Raw genomic sequence first — 20,200 nt, 5'->3', positions numbered from 1 at the left:
CATATTAATCAACGGTTACCCGATTGACCTCCTCTATGGTTGTGATCCCTTCCTTGACTTTTTCTATACCCGATTGAAAGATAGTCAGCATACCTTCAGATTGGGCTAACTTTAAGATATCCAGGGAGTTACCACCTGACATAATCAACTGGCCTAGCTCTTTTGTCATCGGTAAAACCTCAAACAGACCAACCCGCCCACGATAGCCACTTGTGCATTGATCACAACCAACTGCTTTGTATAATTTAAGATTAACCAGATCAGATTCCTTGAAACCTAATTCAATCAAACCTTGATTGGTAAAGTCATCGCGAACAACCTTACATTGATTACATAATTTTCTTGCCAACCTTTGCGCAATAATTAATGTAACCGAACTCGCAATGTTAAAAGTAGGTATCCCCATGTTCACTAAACGATTTAATGTTTCAGCAGCACTGTTGGTATGCAGTGTAGAAAGAACCAAATGCCCTGTCTGCGCAGCTTTTACAGCAATTTCAGCTGTTTCAAGATCTCGTATCTCACCAACCATTATGATATCAGGGTCTTGCCTTAGAAACGAGCGCAATGCACCGGAAAAGGTTAGACCAGCTTTAGGATTAATATTAACCTGATTGATGCCAGGTACCTTGATTTCAACAGGATCCTCTGCTGTTGAAATGTTCACTTCAATTGTATTTAATATATTTAATGCTGTATATAAAGTAACTGTTTTCCCACTACCTGTAGGACCTGTGACTAGAATCATCCCTTGTGGGCGCTGAATTGCTTTAATGAAATTTGACCTCTGAACAGGATTAAATCCTAATGCTTCAATACCTAATTTAGCAGCACCAGAATCAAGAACTCGCATAACCACTTTTTCACCGGCTGAGGTTGGACAGGTGCTCACTCTGAAATCAATAGCTCGTGCCTTGGAAATTTTCATTTTAAAGCCGCCATCCTGGGGTATACGCCTCTCTGATATATCCAAATTAGACATTACCTTGATACGCGCCGTAATACGGGATGCAAGGCTTGCAGGCGGGGTAGCTACCTCATGTAAAATACCATCTTGCCTGTACCTGATCCGGTATTCTCGTTCATAAGGCTCAAAATGTATATCTGAAGCGCCTTGCCTTATCGCATCCAATAAAATTTTATTGACAAATTTTACGATAGGTGCATCATCAGTAACTGATGTTGCTGTATCAATATCCTGATCTTCATCCTCGGTACTTATTTCTAAACCTTCCAGATCACCTGAGTCTTCGACATAGTTCGATAAGCCCTGACTTTCCTTTGCTGTTAATAAGTTATCAATCAAAGAACTTAGTTTATCTGTTTCTACAACTATAGCATGGGTATTCAGTCCGGTATGAAATTGAATTTCCTTTAATGAAGCTTGCTTACTAGGATCATCTGTTGCAAGGTACAAGTTAGTGCCGCGACTAAACAGGGGGACCATAGCATGACGTTTAATCAATTTCTCATTAACCAGATTGGCAGGAATAGAGTCCACCTCAATGCAATTAATATCCATCATTGGTACGCCAAAATTTTGAGCAGCCGTCAGTGCAATTTGTTCAGCAGATAGTATTTTATTTTTTACAAGATATTGCACTAAAGACATTTTTTCTGCTGCAGCCAATTTATGTAACTCAATTGCTTTGGTTTTATCTAGCAACTTTTCCAGTACTAGAAGCTGGCCAATTCCCTGTAATCTATATTCATCTGTAGCTAGAGCCATTTTATTCATTCAAAGTGTATCTTAGTTTTAAATATAGTTAAAAAAATTTATAATTTCACGGTTTTTTGAACACAACCTCATATTTAAGTCATGATGTTAAGTATTTCATTGTTTTATAAATTATCTTAATTAGACCTGCATCTAAATAATATTTCTGATTATTTCGGCACATCAATTTTTTGCAAACGCAAGCTATAACGCAACTCTTGGAAATTAGGAAGAAATTTGAAAATTTAAAATTAAAAATGAATTGTTTGCATGTAAAACTCGTTGTATTGTAGTTAATAAAAGATATTAAATTAAAGGTCACATTTTGTTGATTGAACAGCAAATAAAACATTATCGCACTTTATACGAATGGTTCCAATCACCTTTAGGTGTATTTGTCGCTAAAGAATTTACAGATCAATTAGAACCAGTAAAGAAGTTCTTAAAAGGAGATACGTTACTGCAACTTGGAGATTGTGGTACAAACCCCTGGTTAAACCTTCTTGATTTTAAACATAAATGGGTAGCATCACCATGTTCTTCTGTAAATAAAATCCACCTTGAATGCTCCTTAAATCAGTTGCCATTGAATAGAGATACCTTGGATTGTATTCTAGTACCTTTAACATTAGAGCCATTTGGAAACAATTTTAGTTTAATTGATGAAATTGACCGAATATTGAAACCTATGGGATTTCTCATATTCTTATGCATTAACCCATGGAGTTTATGGGGAAGTGCCATGAAATGGGGATTACTTAACTGTTATGGTAATCGAGCAGTAAAAATGCGCTCAGCTTTCAATCTTAACAGAATTTTTCTTCAAAGAGGTTACAAGCAGTGCTCATTAACTAATTTTTGCTATATACCACCAGTAAATAGCCAATCTTTAATTAAAAAATTAACTTTTTTTGATGAGATTGGAAAAATGATATGGCCTTTTCCGTCTGGATTTTATTGTTATATCACTCAAAAATATGAATACATTAGTCCATCACTTGCAATTGAACCAGTCATAGAATCGGTAAAAAAGGAGTATGATTCACCCTTACAACCTGCAACAAATTAGAAGAAACTCATAGCCAATTAATAATCCATATATTTTAAAGATATTAAATTATTGTCATCGCCAAGTCTAAATGCATAAATTTGGAGCTAATAATAAGTTCTATATGACTAAACCACTCTAAATATTTGAAGACTAACCCTTACTTTTTGTATACTCTATCCTGCTTTAAGATAAGGTTAGATACATGACAAAAAAATCGCTATTCAAAATCAGTTTTGCTAATCAGGACGAAATTTATGAAATTTATGCTCGTTCAATCAAAGAAAGCGATATGTTTGGTTTTCTGGAGGTTGAGGAGTTGGTTTTTGGAGAGCAAACAGCTCTGGTAGTCGATCCATCTGAAGAAAAGCTTAAAATGGAATTTTGTGATGTTAAGCGCATTTTTATTCCTGTACATTCCATATTTCGAATTGATGAAGTTTCAAAACAAGGAACATCCAAAGTCAAAGATAACTTGGGCCATAGCAATAAAGTGAGGCCTTTCCCTGGAGCAGGGAAGGTAAAAGATTAACTTCATTTAACCTGTATAAACAACTTCTAAGGAAATAAATAAATGACTATTCCTGATAAAATTAAAGCCGTATATGAAAAATCAACCTGTTTATACACATCTAATGAAGTTGAAGCAGCACTGGATAGAATGGCAATAAAAATTCATGAAAAATTACAGGATAAAAATCCTGTAATTATTTGCGTGATGGTTGGAGGCCTCGTTCCATTAGGCAATCTATTGCATCGTTTGGATTTTCCTTTAGAAGTAGATTATGTTCATGCTACACGTTATCGAGGTGATTTAACGGGAGGAGACATTCATTGGAAAGTGAAGCCATCAAGCAATCTTGCAGGACGCACTGTGTTGGTCGTAGATGATATTCTTGATGGTGGTATAACTCTGGCTGCCATAATTAATGAAATCAAGGGAATGGGTGCTGCAGAAGTTTATAGTGCCGTATTAGTTGATAAATATCGCAAACGTGTTCCCAATGGTCTGCAGAAAGCGGATTTTGTGGGCTTACAGGTAGAAGATCATTATATTTTTGGTTATGGTATGGACTATCACGAATATTTACGTAATGCCCCAGGGATTTTTATCGTTCATCCGGATCATGAGGCAAGTAAATAAACTATTGCAAAAGGAGCGTACATTTTTCAGGCGGCATGGGATGAGAAAAATAGTATCCTTGTCCATAATGACAACCTAGCTTTTGTAAAAAGACAAGTTCGTGTTTGTTTTGAATTCCCTCAGCAATCAAACTCAAGTTAAATGTTTTTGCCATTGCAATTATAGCTTTTATTAGAGTTTGATTGGATTGATTATTTTTTAGATCTTTCACAAAAATTTGATCAATTTTTAAAGTATCAATTGGTAAGTCTTTTAAGTAACTTAAGCAAGAATAGCCAGTACCAAAGTCATCAATTGAGATTTGGATACCCAATTCCTTTAATTCATTTAAAGTATCGATAATGTCAGTCGACTTGTCTATTAATATATTTTCAGTTAATTCTAATTCAATAGATTCTGATTTCACTTGAAATTCGGATAATAATTCATTAATTCTCTTGGGAATATGTTGAAACTTAAATTGCCTTGGTGAAAGATTGACTGAAATTTTTAAATTTTTATATCCTTGTAGTTGCCATGCCTGTATCTGTTTGCATACTGTGACGAACACCCAATCACCAATTTCACCAATAACCCCAATTTCTTCTGCAAGAGAAATGAATTTTTCAGGAAGAATTAATCCATTTCGGGGATGGTTCCAGCGAATTAGTGCTTCAAAACCAATTACACTCAAAGAATTCAATTTTAGAATAGGTTGGTAATACAAAACAAACTCGTTTTTTGCCACCGCATTTCTTAATTCACTTTCCAATACAATGTGTTCTAAAGTATAAGTATGCATTTCTTGTGTATAAAATTGAAAACTATTATGACCTTCAGTTTTTGTTCGAGACAAGGCAATATCAGCCTTGGATAATAGTGTATCAACTGTATTGCCATCTTTAGGGTAAAACGAAATCCCCACACTGCAACTCATTTTAATACAATGGCCGTTCATTTTAACAGGTTCATTAAAGGCACTTAATAATCGTATGACTCCAGTAACAGCCTCTTTGCTATTGTTTATACTGGCAATGACAATAAACTGATCACCGCTTAGTCGTGCAAGCACATGGTTAATCGGCACACAATCAATTAACCGCTTGGAAATAGCTTTTATTATTTCATCTCCCTTGCTGTGGCCAAATACGTCATTAATTTGGGTAAATCTATCTAAATCCAATAAATAAACTCCGACTATTTTTTTACTGATAACTGCTGCTTTCATTGCATATTCCAGTATATTGATAGCCAGTACTTTATTAGGTAAATTGGTCAGCATATCATGTGTAGACTGGTGAGATAGCTCCTTTTCAAGCCTTTTGGTGACAGTAATGTCTCTAAAACTCCAAACACGCCCAATGATTTCATCATCCAGTTTTAATGGTTGGGTATAGCAATCGTAGTATATTTCACCTTCAAGTTTTAGCTCGAATGCGTGTTGATAATCTGGTGTTTTCAAGATCTTATTGATTCTTTGGATTGTTTCCCTTCTATTGATTAATTGTTTATTAATCATCAACTTGAAATCTTGATAATTTATTGTTTTCAGAGGTCTCACTTTTTGATACCACATATTTAAAAAACGCTGATTGTAATTCATCACATTGCCTTCATTATCGACTACCACAATACCATCTGCTGTTGATTCGAGTGTAGATTTGACTTCTGATAATGCGTATTTGGCAGCTACAGCCGATATTTTTGCTAATTGCCATAATCTAATGATTAATCCGAATAGAATGGAAATAAAAACTCCTATTGCAAGCGTACTAAGCGATAAATTAGTGCTTAAATTTAGTTCTTCTTCCCTTTTAAAAATTTCAAATGATAACAAGGCAAAGGTGAACATAATGCAAAATGAACTTAAGTAGGGCATTGCAACACTCGAGTTTAATTGATAAACAATATTATTGTGCCAATACAAGCCCATCATAGCTAAAGAAAGCAAAAGAAAACCAATTCCTGTATTGATTGACATGGGTGTTTTATTACCCCATTTGTAAGCCTGTTGAATGTCCGAAAAATAGCCGCTTATGAACAACACAGCCAAACAAAATACCAACAAACCAAGTGCGCCAGCCACAGAATTATTAAGGGACTGATAACATTTTAAATTCATCAAAATAAGACAAATAGTGATTAATAGAAAGCAAAAAGCCGTGTTTGCAGCCATTCTGCCTGGATAAGCATTTTCAATGGATTGGTAGTGATGAAAGAATATTTCGTCAATCCCAAGGTTAATGCTAAAAATGTGTTGTGCAAGAGCTAATCCAGATAAAATGAAAACAGTTGTACTTAACACAATGACTGATTTGTAGTAGCAATTTAGGAATAAAAAAATAGAAAAGGATAAAATAATAAAATACAGAGCTGTATTGTAAACGATTGCTACTGTATTTGGTTGGTACTGAATTAAAAACTCAATATTAAAATGCCAACCAATTAAAACAGACAGTCCAAAGATAAAGGTTAGTGTGGCAAAAACTACAGTTAGATAATATGCCGTGTAGTAAGACTTGTATAATTTAGGGAGTACCGTCGATGGCATAACATTGTGTCCCTAGCAATGATATCCTTGCAAAAATGATACTAACATTACAATAATAGATCAATTTACTGCATAATATGGTACTTATCAACGTTCTCTTAGTGCAGATTGCTTAGCTTTAATGATAGGCTTCAAAAGGTATTGGAGAACTGATTTTTGACCAGTAAGTATATCAACAGTAGCTTGCATGCCAGGAATAATAGGCAATGGATTTTTCTCAGTTCCCAGATAATTTTTCTCTGTACGCACTTTAACTATATAATAGCTTTCCTCTTTTTTATCTGTTTGCTCATCGATAATAGTATCGGCACTTATATGCTCTACAACACCATCCAATCCGCCATAAATAGAAAAATCATAAGCTGTAATTTTAACCATGGCTTTTTGGCCTGGATGAATAAAACCAATGTCAGAAGGGCGTATCTTTGCTTCAATTAATAAAGTATCATCAAGCGGTACAATTTCAAGCAGATCATTACCCGGCTGAACTACGCCACCAATCGTTTTCATCTTAATTTGTTTTACAATACCATAAACTGGGGAACGAACTGTGGTTCGAGTTAAACGATCCTTATCTGCCTTATTGGCCTCAATCAGCGCAAATAATTCTGATCGGGCTTTATTCAATCTATCCAACTCTTCTGATTTGAATTTCTCAATGTTCCCTTTAATTTCACTTACTGTTCTTTCCAGACGAATAACTTCTACCTCTGAAACAGAACCTCCTTTTAATAGTGGGCGAGTTAAATTTAATTCTTTTTGTGCCAACTCCAGAGACTTTTCCAATTGATTCAACTCCCTCATACGTGATTCGTATAAAGACAATTGATCCTGCACAAGATGAGGATAGGTTTTGGTAAATTTTTCTGGAAACACAGGTTTCGTATTAGTGATTTCAGCATTAAGCCGTATAATTTCTATTTCCAGTGCATCAATTTTTTTCTCTGCTTCGGCATAACTGGACATAAATCGCGTATTATCAATTTGCATTAAAATTTGATCTTTTTTAACTATTTGTCCTTCCTTGACAAAAATATTCTGAATAATCCCGCCTTCAAGATTCTGTATGACCTGCACCTCACTGGAGGGAATGACTTTTCCTTGTCCTGTAGTTACTTCATCAAGAATGGCATAATTGGCCCAAACAATCGCCACAATAAAAAAAAGCAAAGAGGCCCATAAAATAACATGCGTGAAGGTTTTTGAACTGTGAGTTTTTTTCATAGACTATTTCCTTACCGTTACTCCAGTCCTAAGGGCACTCAGAACAGAATCTTTATTACCATCAGCAATGATTTTGCCATTTTCCAAAACGATGATGCGATTGACCAGTTCCAGCATGGAAATCTTATGAGTTATTAAAATTAAAGTACGATTATCAGATAAATAGTCATTAAGATTTTTTTTGATTTGTTTTTCGTTATTATCATCCATTGCCGAGGTCGGCTCATCCAATAATAAGATATTAGGGCTCATAATCAATGCACGAGCAAGTGCCACAGATTGTCTTTGCCCTCCTGATAATTCCGCTCCTTTTTCTCCAACTTGCCTATCAAAGCCTTTAGGGTGATTATTGGTAAAATTCGTTACTCCAGCTATTTCAGCTGCCTTTAAAAGCGCGGAATCATTTACAAAGGGAGCACCCACGCAAATGTTATCTCTTATGCTTCCATAAAATAAAACAATATCCTGAGGAATATAACCTATTTGCTGACGTAAATCGTCAGGATTAATTTGTTTATAATCGGTGCCATCCAGAAGAATGGTTCCTTCTGTAGGAGCATACAGCTTTAATATTAATTTTCCCAAAGTCGATTTACCTGAACCAACTCTCCCTATAATGGCTACACGTTCACCTGTATTAATTTTAAAATTAATATTTTGCAGTACCTTTGTCTCATCCTCCTTGTAATGAAAAGACACCTGTTTAAATTCAACTGCACCTTTCAGAGAGGGTCTATGGAGATAACGAGTTTCTTCTGTAGTATCTGTCTCAAGTTGCATAATTTTGTTTAATGAATCCAGAGCATTAACTGATTGAAAGTAGCGAGTAAATAAAGTGGATACTTGCGCCATAGGCGCTAATGCTCTTCCGGTCAATATGGTACAGGCAATCAATCCTCCTGTGGTTAACTCACCTGCAGAAATCATATAAACACCTGCAATGATAATAGCGATGGTTGCAATTTGTTGGGCCAGATTAGTGATACTAATACTTGTATTAGCTACAAAACGCAATTGCATAGAGTTTTTAGCTGCTTCATTTATTATTTTTTCCCATCGTGACTGCAGTACAGACTCTGCTCCAGTGGTCTTTACAGTTTCTATAGTAGCCAAAGATTCAAACAGCGTAGCTTGCTTTTCAGCACCATATTGATAGGATTTTCTCGTAAGTCGAATTAAAGGCCATTGAAGCAATAAACCTATTATAAAAATAGTAGGGAGCACTAAAAAAGGTATCCAAAATAATACCCCGCCTATCAAATAAATAACAAATAGAAAAATAAATACGAAAGGGAGATCCACAAGAACTGTCATAGTAGTCGAAGTAATAAAATCTCTGAATACCTCAAATGACTGCACGGTATTTGCTAAAGAACCAACAGATTTTGGCCTGTTAGCCATACTTAATCCAAGAACTTGCTGAAATATTAAAGCAGACAACTCTTTATCACTGTGTTTATTTGCCACATCAATGAAATAGGAACGTAAACTCTTGAGCAGCATGTCAAAGATAAATACTAATGCTACACCACTGGCAAGAACCCACATGGTATCAATAGCATGGTTTGGAACCACGCGGTCATACACATTCATGCTAAATAAGGGAACAACAAGTGCAAACACATTCACGAGCAAGGAGGCAACAAGTACTTCGGAATACAATGGCCAAGATTTAATAACAACTTTCCAAAACCAGTTTTTTTGTTCTTTGGAAAGAGTTTCATGTGCTCTCGTACTAGGTTTGTATTGTTGTTCAACAAAGATGACTTGCCCGTTTAACTCATCAGCAATTTGATTCAAATCAATCCGGGAATCAGGTTGCTTGGGATCAAGGATTGCTCTTTTACCATCATCCTCCAGTATTAGAAGCACAGCTTCGCCACTTTTTTTAATTAATACTAATGGGAGGTCCGCATCACTAATTTGTTCTAATTTTAAAGTTTTTACTTCAGAATCTAAAGAAGCTCTGGCAGCAGCACGTGAAAACATATCAACACTCAATTTACTGTTGACTAATGGCAAGCGAGCTATAAGCGATGCGGGCGAAAAAGGATATTGATAGTATCGGGTTAATAATACCAGGCAGGCTAGCAGTGAGTCATTCTTTGCTATGTCGCCCAAATCAATATGAGACCATGATTGTCTTCTGGGAGTATTCATATGATTTTTATGATTATTCTTTTATTAATTATTTTATTTAAGTATATACTCAAATAAAATAAAAAGATTAATCTTTATATTAAGCAGTAAATTTGGTTTTTTTAAAGGGTTTAAGTGACTCTGAAATTTGTTTATAAAGTTCGGGTAACCATCTGGGCTGGGCAAATGTAGAGGTTGATGGTTTTTGATATCGTAAATCATTAGGGGCAATAATAACCTGTATATTTTTAAGACCAACTCTTCTGGCTAAAATAAATAATTGATCGATGGCAAGATCACCGACAGCCAAACAACCAACAGATAAATTTTTCCCATGAATAAAAATATTATTCCCTAACTCTTTTCTACCATCCATATAACCTTTTTGCCGGTCAAAGCTATTCGGATAGTTAATCATCATGGATAAGTGCATACTACTAAAAGGATTAAAATTTACTAATTTATAGATCCCTTCAGGGATTTGCTTGTCATTTTCACGTAATTTAGGTCCTAAACGCCCGCTAAAGCCAGTTAATGGGTAATCATGAATATGTGTCCATTCCTGATTTGGATTTTTTGCCCATAATTCAACTTTACGCTCAGATTTAAAAGCAAGCAAGGCAATTTCTTTAGGAGGATAGCTAACTCCGGCTTTAGAAAAATAAGAAATCAATTGCGGCTCTACTCTTAGCCCATAACGTTTTATTGCATTGTCAATCGCTTTATCCCAGTTAAGCTTGGGTGCCATTGCAAATAAATTACAGCAGTAAAGAATAAACAATATTGGAAAAAATCGTTTCATAGACGCACTATACTGGTAAGTTAAACACATACTATCAAATAATAAATATCAGAACAATTTGTTAAAATATAGAAAATCGCTAGTTTAACTCCTTTTTTGTTGCAATAAGAGCATTTGTTTTTTGCTTGGGATTGATAACTGTGAAGCAATAAAATCCGGGCTTATGGACAATCGACCAATTGAGGGGATTAAACCGTAATGATTCGGGCAAAGATAATTTACTGTGCCATCCAACGCCACCTTATAAAATATATATCTGTAATTGCAATAATCTGGTTTCTCTAAAAGGGCTACCTGCATCACAGGAGTGCCTATCAACCTATTTTCGATGAAATAGGCATTAATCCAAAGATTAATTACAACCAATAAAGATCCAATGACTATAAATGATTGAAATAAACTGCTAACAATTTTAAACGCTACATTATCATTACTCAGGTGCCATAAAACGTAAATTAAGGATAAACATAAAACGAGCAAATTGATGGTATATATTGTTGCGTTAAGATAATTAAAATAAGTGCCTAAAATCTCTCCACCAGAAGTCTGATAATGAATGACTAATGAAATAAGACTTATCCATAACGAAGAAATGATATAATAAATTGCGTTTCGTTTGATTCCAATAATTAAAAGAGTTAGGGCAATTAATGGAAAGAGACAGTGAATAACTTTAGCCAAGATATGCATTGATTCCATCCCTTATGATTATAAATTATAAGAATATATATAGTTATATCAGTAATTTACATGGGTTACTAGCCAGGCCTGATATAAATAAATTAGAGTATGTTTCCTGCTACCAACTGTTTTCTATTATTTGGTTTTTATCAAAAGAATAAACGGGGCAGTAGGGAAAGCCGATGTTTTTATTAAATTATAAGACAACACAATCCGTCTAAGGGTAAAGTCATCAAGGGCAGGGATTACATAAGACAATGGATTTAATACTGGTGGTAAATCATGTTTGGATTTTTTTTGCTTTAAATTAAAGATATTTTGATGAATGGAACCTATCCACACAATTCTTTTAGGATCAGACAGATAATAATTTGATTGCCAAATAGTCAAATCAAGAATCAACCTGGATTTTTTATCTTGATACGTCATCATCAACCCCGGCTTTTTGTTTTCAAATAACTGGGTGAGCAATGGAAGTTTAACATTTGATGGTGCATTATTCATTCGCATCAGTAATCTGGTAAAAAAAGTTTTATCACTCTGCGGTTCCCATCCAAATTGTTCAAGCTTATTTTGCAATGTATCCAGATCACCTACGTATTGAATGTTTAAAAGGCTTATTCGTTTTCCAATTCTGTTTAGTCTATACAAAGGTAAAAGTGGGCTTTGCTGATCCCACCATTGTTTTTCTGTTAGAGTAAACTCTTTGTGATAGGGCATATGGTCATGAACCAGCTCTTTAAAATTCACAGCTGTTGAAATTGCTGTGGTCAATACAATAACCATAAACAGTGACATGAGCATAATTAATGGATGCTCATTCTTTATAATAGAAGTACTAAACCTTCTATATACCAAACAATGAATCAAACAAATTTCAGCCCCCAACAAATAAGCAGCTAAAATATCGGAAAACCAAAAATCACCTAAATAGATGTTAGCAAACCCGCTTAACCCGAGCACAATTAATATAATCGTTTTAAAACTGCTGGTTATTAAGGAATACTTGCTATTTATATAAAACAAAATAAAACCATAAAGCGCAGTAGCAATGGAAATACTAATGGATGGAAAAGAAGAGCCAGGCAAAGTAACCAACAATCCTTGAGGTCTGGGGCTGTCAATTATTTTAGTTAAAAATAAAGCAATAAAACAGCTAAATAGGGTTATGCTGCTCAGATAAACTGTAGCTCGATAATTTTTATGATAAATAAACCATACGCAAGAAACGATGAATAACCCAATTAATGTTGATTTGCTTGTTAATTGAGCACATGCAATGAAAAATGCTTCCAGCAAGGAACTGTGGACGCTTTGCATAAAAAAATGCACAGGCACATTGATATAGTCTAACAGTTGACCTTCAAGGGTAAAAATAGCCAAAGCTAAAAAGAGAAAAAAAACCACGAGGGCAATAAGTATTAAACCAACCGTATTGTAATGATTTTCCTCCTGAGCAGGAGTAATAGCATAATATACTTTAGATAATCTGGGGCTTGTCTTAATTCCTAACCAAAAACGGTGTAAGTTACTTCTCAAAAATGAGTTTAACTTAATAAATAACCATTTGAGAACGAGGCTAGTCAACCAAATAACAGCAAGAATCACCAAGATCAAGATAAAAAATCTTGTCGCTCCTTCTGCTGATAATTCATGTCCTGCTGCACCAATCAATACTCCTGGCATAACGTATAAAATTGACCAACCGATAGCAGAAACCACATTTGCAATCAGGAATCTCCATTGTTTCATATGCATTATTCCAGCGATTACTGGAATGATTGAACGTAATGGGCCAACAAACCGACCTATTAATACACTTTTACCACCATGGCTTGCAAAAAACTCTTTACCATACTTCAATAAGCCTGGATATTTTCTAAAGGGCCAGATCTCGATTAAACGATCACTATAGAAGTATCCCAAAAAATAACTAAGGCTATCTCCACAAACAGCCCCCAGCGTTGCAGCAAGTAATGTCAAATCAATACGCATGATTCCAGAACCGGCTAATATCCCTATTGCAGTCATGGTGACAGAGCCAGGTATAATACTTCCAATTACAGCTAAAGATTCGCTTAAAGCGATTAAGAAAGTGATAAACAGAGACCAATGTGGGTTTGCTTGTAGCCAGTAAGTCATTGGTTGCACATAATCTGCTAACAAATTCATAATATCCTATTATTTATCTAAATTGATTCAAAAAATACTGTACAAAATGTTGGCTTACTTCATCTAACTGAATATTAGGATAGAAATGACTCATCTGTGTCATTTCCATTTTAGCAAAACCACACGGGTTTATACCTGAAAACGGGTTCAAATCCATATTCACATTTAATGCTATACCATGATAGGTACATCCATTTTTCACCCTAAGCCCTATCGATGCAATTTTTTTTTCGCCGATGTAAACCCCGGGTGCTCCACTACGAATGTTTGCTGCAATTTTATAATGCTCTAAAACTGAAATTAATATTTGTTCCAGCTGTGTTACTAAAGTTTTTATGCCCAGATTCCTGCGACGAATATCCATTAAAACATAGGCAACTAATTGGCCGGGGCCATGATATGTAACTTGCCCTCCACGATCTGATTGCACAATTTTTATAGAGTTGGCATTGAGTACATGCTCTGGTTTCCCTGCCTGTCCCTGAGTGTATACAGGATAATGCTCTAATAACCAAAGCTCATCGCAGGTATGGTTATCACGAGCTTCAGTGAACTCCTTCATCTGCTCCCATATTTCAGTATAATCTTTTATGCCTAAATTATGAATTATCATTATAAAACCATTTTCACATCCGGATGTTGACTTAAATCCTGATATAATCCATCCAGTGACATTTGATTTTCTGCGTATACTGTCACAGTAATAGCCAGGTACTTGTTTTTCTCACTCATTTTATGAGTTAAATGTTCATTGTCAAAGGTAGGGAAGTGATTAATAACGATTTGTTTGATTTCATTGAGTAATAGTTCTGAGTTAATACCGATAATTTTTATAGGAAAATAGCATGGGAATTCTATTAATGTCGTTTTTGTCATAATTAATTTAATTTACTAATTGTTGGTAGGAATCATTAATTATCCGCCAATATTTGCCCACTGTTCCGCTATTAATCAAGGAGTCATTAATTTTTGTAATGGGAAATACTTCTTTTGTCGTGCTTGTTGCCCAAATTTCTTGAGCAGAAAAAAGCTCTGAAATGCTAATTTCTACTTCCATAAACTTTAAATCTAATTTTTTAATTATTTCAATAACAACTTGCCGCGTAATTCCTGGCAAACAGAGATTATTAAGGGGTGGAGTCTTAATAACACCATTCTGAGTTACAATAAATACATTAGTGCTACTTCCTTCTGTAATTAGACCATTTCGGGTAAGAATTGAAGTATGGAATCCTTCGGATACAGCCTCATCATTCAGCAATATATTCGCAAGCAAAGAAGTGGTTTTTATATCGCATCTCGTCCATCGAATATCTTCTATCAACTTTGCTGACATTCCTTTTTCTTTATCTTCCTTAGTAGGATAAGGGTTGTGCATAGTGAATGCGATAACCGAAGGTGTGATGGAAGTAGGTATATCATGTTTACGTATGCCTTGATTCCCTCGTGTGACTTGAATATAAACTTGTAAATTACCACCATTATTTTCTGATATCAGTCTATGAATTAAACCATGCCAGTCATAATTTGGTATGGTCATTTTAATTTTTTTCATATTTGAGAATAATCGGTCAAGATGTTTGTCAACAAAACAAGGCTGCCCATGGTAAACAGGCAGCACTTCATAAACCGAATCACCAAATAGAAAGCCTCGATCAAATATTGAAATTTTTGCTTCAGATTGACAGCAATACTTTCCGTCAACAAAAACGATATTCATTATGAAAATCCTAGGAACCGAACCATCGCTTAAATGCTAACCGTATCGAATCTTTTGTTCTAGTATAAAATCCACCTGACTCTACTGTTTGCAAAGCATAAAGCGGTTTGCTTGACACGACATTGTTATTAAATTGAACAATAATATCACCCACTTTATCGCCTTTCTTTATGGGAGCTTGTAAATCATTAGGAACTTTAGTTGAAATATTTAACCTTTCATATTGACCGGCAGGTATCGTAATAAATTGATCCTCTGTTAACCCCACTGTAATTTTCTCAGAAGTTCCTTTATAAAGAGGTATTTCGGCAATTGATTGCCCTGATTTATATAATTGATGAGTTTCAAAAAATCTAAAACCGTAATTTAGTAATTTTTCACTATCATCAGCACGCACAGAATCACTGGGTTCACCTAAAACTACGGCCAATAAACGCATGTTATTACGCTTTGCGGAAGATACCAAACAATATCCAGCGTCATTGGTGTGGCCTGTTTTTATACCATCAACCTGGCTGTCTCTCCATAACAAACGATTTCGATTAGGTTGACGTATACCATTATATGTAAACCATTTTTGTTTATACCAGTCATAATATTCAGGGAAATCGAGTATTAAGGCTCGACCTAAAATCGCCAAATCTTTAGCTGTTGTATATAGATTAGGATCGGGTAACCCTGTACTGTCTGTAAAATGACTATTTTTCATACCCAAATTTTGAGCTTGCTGATTCATAATATCGGTAAAAGCATTTTCCGAACCACCAAGGTGTTCTGCCATAGCAACACAAGCGTCGTTACCAGAATCTACTATGATGCCTTTTAACAGATCTTCAACAGAGACCTGATCACCCTCTTTTATAAACATACGAGAGCCACCTGTCTGCCATGCATCACGACTCACTCTTACCATATCAGTCAAATGAATTTGTCCACTCTTCAATGCATTAGAAATAACGTACAAAGTCATCATTTTGGTCAAACTGGCAGGTGGTAATTTTTCCTCACTATTTTTTTCAGCAATTACTTTCCCACTATTCACATCAATTAAAATATAAGCTTTGGCGTTAAGCAATGGAGCAGCTGGAGTTGTAAAAGGTTTCATTGTGACTGTAGGAGAAGGCTTCTGTAAATCAGAGGAGGGGAGCACCTCATCAGCCATTGAATTGGTGGATTGTACAAATAAAGTAATAAAAAATAATAGCGTCAAAAGAAAAGACGTTGCTCTGGTCATGATATTACCTGATATAGTTGCAAAATATCCGTATATTATCACAGCCTTTTACAGGCGGCCAAATGGCATATGAGAAATATTGATATTTTTTTTATAAAGCGAAATAAGTTGCGAATTAATTCAGAGCAAGTTCATACCAATTTAAGTCTGCTTTTGTCATTCCCGCACAGGAGGGAATCCATCTCTGTAGCAAACTCCTTTAAATCTTGCAGGATATATTAGTGCGATAATGAATCAAGTATTGCATTATATAAACAAAATATGATTTTGTCCTACGAATTAATCTAATCACACTTCGAAAATTATTATTTTTTGGTAATATTAGCAATAAATCATAACAATAAGAAATATCAAAAATATGCGCAAAATACTCATTATTCTTTCAGTTTGCTTGGTGGGATGCCAAGCCATTCATGATAAACCCAACCAGGCAAATAATAAACATCAAAACACTCACACTAAAAACTCTGTCTACGATCGATATAAATACAAAACCAACCGTTATACAATTCAACAGGATGCTGCTCCCAAGCAAGCCAAACAAGTGAGCTTTAAAGAACCTGTACCGACCAAAGAACCATTAAGCAGATATGGCAATCCTTCTGAGTATTATGTTGATGGGCGTACTTATGAAGTTATGAAAAGCTCAACGGGATATAAAACTCGTGGTATTGCCTCATGGTATGGAACAAAATTTCATAAACAGCGTACATCCAGTGGCGAACCATATAATATGTATGTCATGACTGCTGCTCACAAAACATTACCTCTGCCAACTTATGTCAAAGTAAGAAACCTGGAAAACGGTAAAGTCGCAATAGTTAAAGTTAATGACAGAGGACCATTTCACGCAGATCGAGTCATAGATCTCTCTTATGCCGCCGCATTAAAACTGGGGGTTTTTCCCAAAGGGACAGCTCATGTTGAAATTGAAACACTTATGGGGCCAGCTGGGCAAGGTCATTATTATTTGCAGGCAGGAGCCTTTTCCTCTGAGGCACTGGCAAAGCGTTTGAAGGACAAGCTAATTCATATCACCCCATCTCCAGTGTTTATTGAACACTATAAGCAACATTATATTGTCCGAGTTGGACCTTTTGGTAATAAATTAATGGCTGACAACCTTAAGACGAAATTATCAAATAACGGAATAAAAGGATCCTTTTCTGTGTTAATTTAATTTGTTTTCTAAAAGCAGTAACTGGTCACCCCATGTCTTTATGAGAAAAATTCAATCAGAATGTGCGCATGGCTTTTCTCTATCGATGGCATTCTCACCTTAGATGCCATCTGGCTCCAATTAAAACCAACGATTTCTCATTAATAAACAATAATTAATAGCTAATTAATGGATTAATGGATAAAATTGATTTTATAATTCAATTTTAACTACCTTTTACTAAGAGGCATTCAATCAATGCATGATGGCTCTGTATTTTACACTATATTTTTGATATTTGCCGGAGCTGCGTTTTTTTCTACTCTGGTATTATATACCAAACAATCACTATTGGTTGCTTATATAATACTCGGAGCTAGCTTTGGTCCTTGGGGATTAAAGCTTGTATCCGATGTGACGGTTGTCAAACAGATAGGTGATATCGGAATAGTATTCTTGCTTTTCTTATTAGGATTGCATTTACAGCCCCAGAATTTGATTCATATGTTAAGAAAAGTAACCTGGATTGCAATCGTAAGTTCAATCTTGTTTGCTGCGCTGGCCTATGGAATTGGCAGATGGTTTGGCCTCTCAGTCACTGAATCCATGATATTGGGTGGCGCCATGATGTTTTCAAGTACAATTATTGGCTTGAAATTATTACCTACAACCATTTTGCATCACCAGCATACTGGTGAAGTCATGATTAGTGTACTTTTAATGCAGGACGTTATAGCAATAGTTCTCTTGATATTAATTAATAGTGCTCATCAGGATGGCAACCTATCAATCAATGATTTTATCCTGGTTATTATCGCGCTACCTGCCTTATGCCTGTTCTCCTTTTTATTTGAAAGATACATTTTGATAAAACTGCTGGCACGTTTTGATAGAACCCAGGAATATGTTTTTTTACTCTCAATAGGATGGTGTTTGGGGATATCCGTTTTGGCGCAAAAAATAGGGTTATCAGAAGATATTGGCGCTTTTATAGCAGGAGTAGCTTTGGCATCCAGCCCAATTTCATTGTTTATTGCTGAAAGTTTAAAACCATTAAGAGATTTTTTCCTCGTCATGTTCTTTTTTTCGATAGGAGCCACTTTTAATTTTGGATTTGGAGCACAAGTAGTTATCCCGGCAGTGATATTAGCGACATTGATACTGATTATCAAACCATTGTTATTTTATATATTGCTTGCCCGCTCTGGTGAGAAAAAACAAGTAGCAAAAGAGGTGGGAATTCGCCTGGGGCAAGGAAGTGAGTTTTCTTTATTGGTTGCAAGCATCGCCTTGAGTACAAACCTGATTTCAGAAGTCGCCTCCAATTTAATTCAGGCAACGACTATTTTAACTTTTATCGTTTCATCGTATCTTGTTGTATTGAAATATCCAACACCTATAGCTTTATCTGAAAAAATGCGTAAGGATTAATCAAATGAAATTACTGGTAATAGTAATATGCTTGCTCAGTGAACGGTTTTTAATCCATTCAATTTCCTATCAGCGATTTTCCTGGTTTAATAACTATACTCTATTTCTAAAAAAATTCATTGATAAAAATGAATACTTTTCTAATCCTTGGGCTACCTTGATAGCTATCATATTACCCATTATTCTTCTCACATCTCTCGTTTATTTTTCTCTCCATAGCATTCTGTTTGGGTTATTTGGCCTAATTCTTAGCCTGTTTATTTTTTACTACTGTCTGGGTCCGCAAAATGCTTTTTACCCAATTATGGAAAAGCGTAGCAATCAAACTGAAACCGATTCAATTGGAGAATATTTCGCTGAGGTAAACAGCCAATTATTTGCTGTTGTATTCTGGTACATCATCGCAGGGCCAATTGCAGCTTTAACCTACAGATTAATCACTTTATGTAAAGAAATTAATTTTATAAATATTCAGGCAAGTCAGATTGCTAACATTCTCGAATGGATACCAGCCAGAATCACTGCATTACTGTTTTTATTAGTTGGAAATTTTCAACGAGGTTTTCATCTATTCGTTCAATATGTTCTAACTTCTCCTGATTCAAATGATAAAATACTGAGCGAGTGTGGTTTGCAAGCAGTTCGTATCAATGATGCTGAAGAAGTACCAATGGCTGTTGCTGAAAATCTTGTAGAACATGCCACTATAGTGTTATTGGTTTTTATTGCATTATTTACATTAGTAGCTTGGCTATAATGTTTTATTTCACAATAAATTAATGTGGGACCTGGATCATGAACACTGCATTCCGTTTACTTTTTTGTCTTATAATATTGGAGCTTTCAGCTTGTGCCACACTTAAAAATAAAATTGCCCATCATAAAACCTTAAGTCAATGCCAACAAACCTGTTTTCAGCAGCTTGATTACTGCAAGCAAAATTGCACAAACAACTGTCGAGATTGTTCCAATAAAGCAAACCATTTTGCCAGAGAAAATTATCTGGAATACCTTCACGAAATTAAAGTCCAGGGTGGATATATTACTCGCGGGTTGCAATCTTACCGTGATCCACTACAATGCCGCAAAGTAACTTGTAATTGCGCTGCAGATTTTAATGCATGTAATCAAGGCTGTTCTGGTGTAATTCAAAAAAGATTACAACCTGTACCATACTGTTCTTAAAATTATTGATTGTT

Annotated in this window: 18 protein-coding genes; 7 read left to right on the top strand and 11 right to left on the bottom strand. The window is 35.2% G+C overall.

From position 1 onward, the window contains the following. Nucleotides 1-4: 4 nt before the first annotated feature. Nucleotides 5-1,729 carry a type IV-A pilus assembly ATPase PilB gene (pilB, locus tag EL201_RS07790; RefSeq protein WP_027221709.1) on the bottom strand — a complete coding sequence of 575 codons (1,725 nt, stop codon included), beginning with the start codon at nt 1,727-1,729 and terminating at the stop codon, nt 5-7. Between the two features lie 313 nt (nt 1,730-2,042). Here pilB and EL201_RS07785 point away from each other — a divergent pair, with 313 nt between their 5' ends. The 3 genes from EL201_RS07785 to EL201_RS07775 all read left to right on the top strand — a co-directional run bounded on the left by EL201_RS07785 (nt 2,043) and on the right by EL201_RS07775 (nt 3,909). Beyond that, nucleotides 2,043-2,786 carry a methyltransferase domain-containing protein gene (locus EL201_RS07785; protein WP_027221708.1) on the top strand — a complete coding sequence of 248 codons (744 nt, stop codon included), beginning with the start codon at nt 2,043-2,045 and terminating at the stop codon, nt 2,784-2,786. A 184-nt stretch (nt 2,787-2,970) separates the two neighbouring features. Further along, on the top strand, nt 2,971-3,297 hold the full coding sequence (locus EL201_RS07780; RefSeq protein WP_027221707.1) for a DUF1820 family protein: 327 nt from the start codon (nt 2,971-2,973) through the stop codon (nt 3,295-3,297). 42 nt (nt 3,298-3,339) lie between these two features. Further along, the gene (locus EL201_RS07775) at nt 3,340-3,909 is read left to right on the top strand and encodes a hypoxanthine-guanine phosphoribosyltransferase (protein ID WP_027221706.1); all 570 of its coding nucleotides are present in this window, start codon (nt 3,340-3,342) and stop codon (nt 3,907-3,909) included. A gap of 1 nt (nt 3,910) precedes the next feature. Here EL201_RS07775 and EL201_RS07770 read toward each other — a convergent pair whose 3' ends face one another. The 10 genes from EL201_RS07770 to EL201_RS07725 all read right to left on the bottom strand — a co-directional run bounded on the left by EL201_RS07770 (nt 3,911) and on the right by EL201_RS07725 (nt 16,411). After that, on the bottom strand, nt 3,911-6,439 hold the full coding sequence (locus EL201_RS07770) for a putative bifunctional diguanylate cyclase/phosphodiesterase (protein WP_027221705.1): 2,529 nt from the start codon (nt 6,437-6,439) through the stop codon (nt 3,911-3,913). Between the two features lie 87 nt (nt 6,440-6,526). Then, entirely contained in the window at nt 6,527-7,663 is a 1,137-nt protein-coding gene (locus tag EL201_RS07765) for an HlyD family type I secretion periplasmic adaptor subunit (protein ID WP_027221704.1), read from the bottom strand. Nucleotides 7,664-7,666: 3 nt separating this feature from the next. Continuing rightward, a complete protein-coding gene (locus EL201_RS07760; RefSeq protein WP_027221703.1) occupies nt 7,667-9,823 on the bottom strand; it encodes a type I secretion system permease/ATPase in 2,157 nt (718 codons plus the stop codon). A 79-nt stretch (nt 9,824-9,902) separates the two neighbouring features. Then, the gene (locus EL201_RS07755; RefSeq protein ID WP_172457044.1) at nt 9,903-10,604 is read right to left on the bottom strand and encodes a L,D-transpeptidase family protein; all 702 of its coding nucleotides are present in this window, start codon (nt 10,602-10,604) and stop codon (nt 9,903-9,905) included. 84 nt (nt 10,605-10,688) lie between these two features. After that, nucleotides 10,689-11,294, bottom strand: coding sequence for a hypothetical protein (locus EL201_RS07750; RefSeq protein ID WP_027221701.1), 606 nt, complete (start codon nt 11,292-11,294; stop codon nt 10,689-10,691). A gap of 126 nt (nt 11,295-11,420) precedes the next feature. Further along, on the bottom strand, nt 11,421-13,457 hold the full coding sequence (locus EL201_RS07745; RefSeq protein ID WP_027221700.1) for a VTT domain-containing protein: 2,037 nt from the start codon (nt 13,455-13,457) through the stop codon (nt 11,421-11,423). A 13-nt stretch (nt 13,458-13,470) separates the two neighbouring features. Next, nucleotides 13,471-14,070 (bottom strand): lipoyl(octanoyl) transferase LipB, encoded by a 600-nt coding sequence (lipB, locus tag EL201_RS07740; protein WP_027221699.1) that lies wholly within the window; start codon nt 14,068-14,070, stop codon nt 13,471-13,473. Beyond that, nucleotides 14,070-14,333 carry an HP0495 family protein gene (locus EL201_RS07735; protein WP_027221698.1) on the bottom strand — a complete coding sequence of 88 codons (264 nt, stop codon included), beginning with the start codon at nt 14,331-14,333 and terminating at the stop codon, nt 14,070-14,072. Before EL201_RS07735 ends, lipB begins: the two co-directional genes overlap by 1 nt. Nucleotides 14,334-14,340: 7 nt before the next feature. Continuing rightward, nucleotides 14,341-15,177: a D-amino acid aminotransferase gene (locus tag EL201_RS07730; RefSeq protein ID WP_027221697.1), complete on the bottom strand. Its 837-nt coding sequence runs from the start codon at nt 15,175-15,177 to the stop codon at nt 14,341-14,343. A 10-nt stretch (nt 15,178-15,187) separates the two neighbouring features. Further along, nucleotides 15,188-16,411 (bottom strand): D-alanyl-D-alanine carboxypeptidase family protein, encoded by a 1,224-nt coding sequence (locus tag EL201_RS07725; protein WP_027221696.1) that lies wholly within the window; start codon nt 16,409-16,411, stop codon nt 15,188-15,190. Nucleotides 16,412-16,769: 358 nt separating this feature from the next. On the opposite strand from EL201_RS07725, the gene EL201_RS07720 reads away from it, so the two are divergent. From EL201_RS07720 to EL201_RS07705, 4 genes are all read left to right on the top strand, one after another. Further along, on the top strand, nt 16,770-17,591 hold the full coding sequence (locus EL201_RS07720) for a septal ring lytic transglycosylase RlpA family protein (protein ID WP_027221695.1): 822 nt from the start codon (nt 16,770-16,772) through the stop codon (nt 17,589-17,591). A 237-nt stretch (nt 17,592-17,828) separates the two neighbouring features. Beyond that, entirely contained in the window at nt 17,829-19,001 is a 1,173-nt protein-coding gene (locus EL201_RS07715; protein ID WP_027221694.1) for a cation:proton antiporter, read from the top strand. A gap of 4 nt (nt 19,002-19,005) precedes the next feature. After that, on the top strand, nt 19,006-19,758 hold the full coding sequence (locus EL201_RS07710) for a membrane protein (protein WP_027221693.1): 753 nt from the start codon (nt 19,006-19,008) through the stop codon (nt 19,756-19,758). Between the two features lie 38 nt (nt 19,759-19,796). Further along, a complete protein-coding gene (locus EL201_RS07705; RefSeq protein ID WP_027221692.1) occupies nt 19,797-20,186 on the top strand; it encodes a hypothetical protein in 390 nt (129 codons plus the stop codon). Nucleotides 20,187-20,200: the final 14 nt, after the last annotated feature.

Origin of the sequence: Legionella pneumophila subsp. pascullei (assembly GCF_900637585.1) — a bacterium.
Taxonomy (GTDB): domain Bacteria; phylum Pseudomonadota; class Gammaproteobacteria; order Legionellales; family Legionellaceae; genus Legionella; species Legionella pascullei.
Note: the sequence above shows the minus strand (reverse complement) of the source record. Positions and strands in the feature narration are given on the sequence as shown.

Coding starts and splice junctions, on each gene's coding strand:
- pilB (WP_027221709.1), bottom strand. CDS start 1,729: ATGGCTCTAGCTACAGATGAATATAGATTACAGGGAATTGGCCAGCTT.
- EL201_RS07715 (WP_027221694.1), top strand. CDS start 17,829: ATGCATGATGGCTCTGTATTTTACACTATATTTTTGATATTTGCCGGA.
- EL201_RS07780 (WP_027221707.1), top strand. CDS start 2,971: ATGACAAAAAAATCGCTATTCAAAATCAGTTTTGCTAATCAGGACGAA.
- EL201_RS07705 (WP_027221692.1), top strand. CDS start 19,797: ATGAACACTGCATTCCGTTTACTTTTTTGTCTTATAATATTGGAGCTT.
- EL201_RS07775 (WP_027221706.1), top strand. CDS start 3,340: ATGACTATTCCTGATAAAATTAAAGCCGTATATGAAAAATCAACCTGT.
- EL201_RS07755 (WP_172457044.1), bottom strand. CDS start 10,604: ATGAAACGATTTTTTCCAATATTGTTTATTCTTTACTGCTGTAATTTA.
- EL201_RS07770 (WP_027221705.1), bottom strand. CDS start 6,439: ATGCCATCGACGGTACTCCCTAAATTATACAAGTCTTACTACACGGCA.
- EL201_RS07730 (WP_027221697.1), bottom strand. CDS start 15,177: ATGAATATCGTTTTTGTTGACGGAAAGTATTGCTGTCAATCTGAAGCA.
- EL201_RS07720 (WP_027221695.1), top strand. CDS start 16,770: ATGCGCAAAATACTCATTATTCTTTCAGTTTGCTTGGTGGGATGCCAA.
- EL201_RS07765 (WP_027221704.1), bottom strand. CDS start 7,663: ATGAAAAAAACTCACAGTTCAAAAACCTTCACGCATGTTATTTTATGG.
- EL201_RS07710 (WP_027221693.1), top strand. CDS start 19,006: ATGAAATTACTGGTAATAGTAATATGCTTGCTCAGTGAACGGTTTTTA.
- EL201_RS07735 (WP_027221698.1), bottom strand. CDS start 14,333: ATGACAAAAACGACATTAATAGAATTCCCATGCTATTTTCCTATAAAA.
- lipB (WP_027221699.1), bottom strand. CDS start 14,070: ATGATAATTCATAATTTAGGCATAAAAGATTATACTGAAATATGGGAG.
- EL201_RS07725 (WP_027221696.1), bottom strand. CDS start 16,411: ATGACCAGAGCAACGTCTTTTCTTTTGACGCTATTATTTTTTATTACT.
- EL201_RS07760 (WP_027221703.1), bottom strand. CDS start 9,823: ATGAATACTCCCAGAAGACAATCATGGTCTCATATTGATTTGGGCGAC.
- EL201_RS07745 (WP_027221700.1), bottom strand. CDS start 13,457: ATGAATTTGTTAGCAGATTATGTGCAACCAATGACTTACTGGCTACAA.
- EL201_RS07750 (WP_027221701.1), bottom strand. CDS start 11,294: ATGCATATCTTGGCTAAAGTTATTCACTGTCTCTTTCCATTAATTGCC.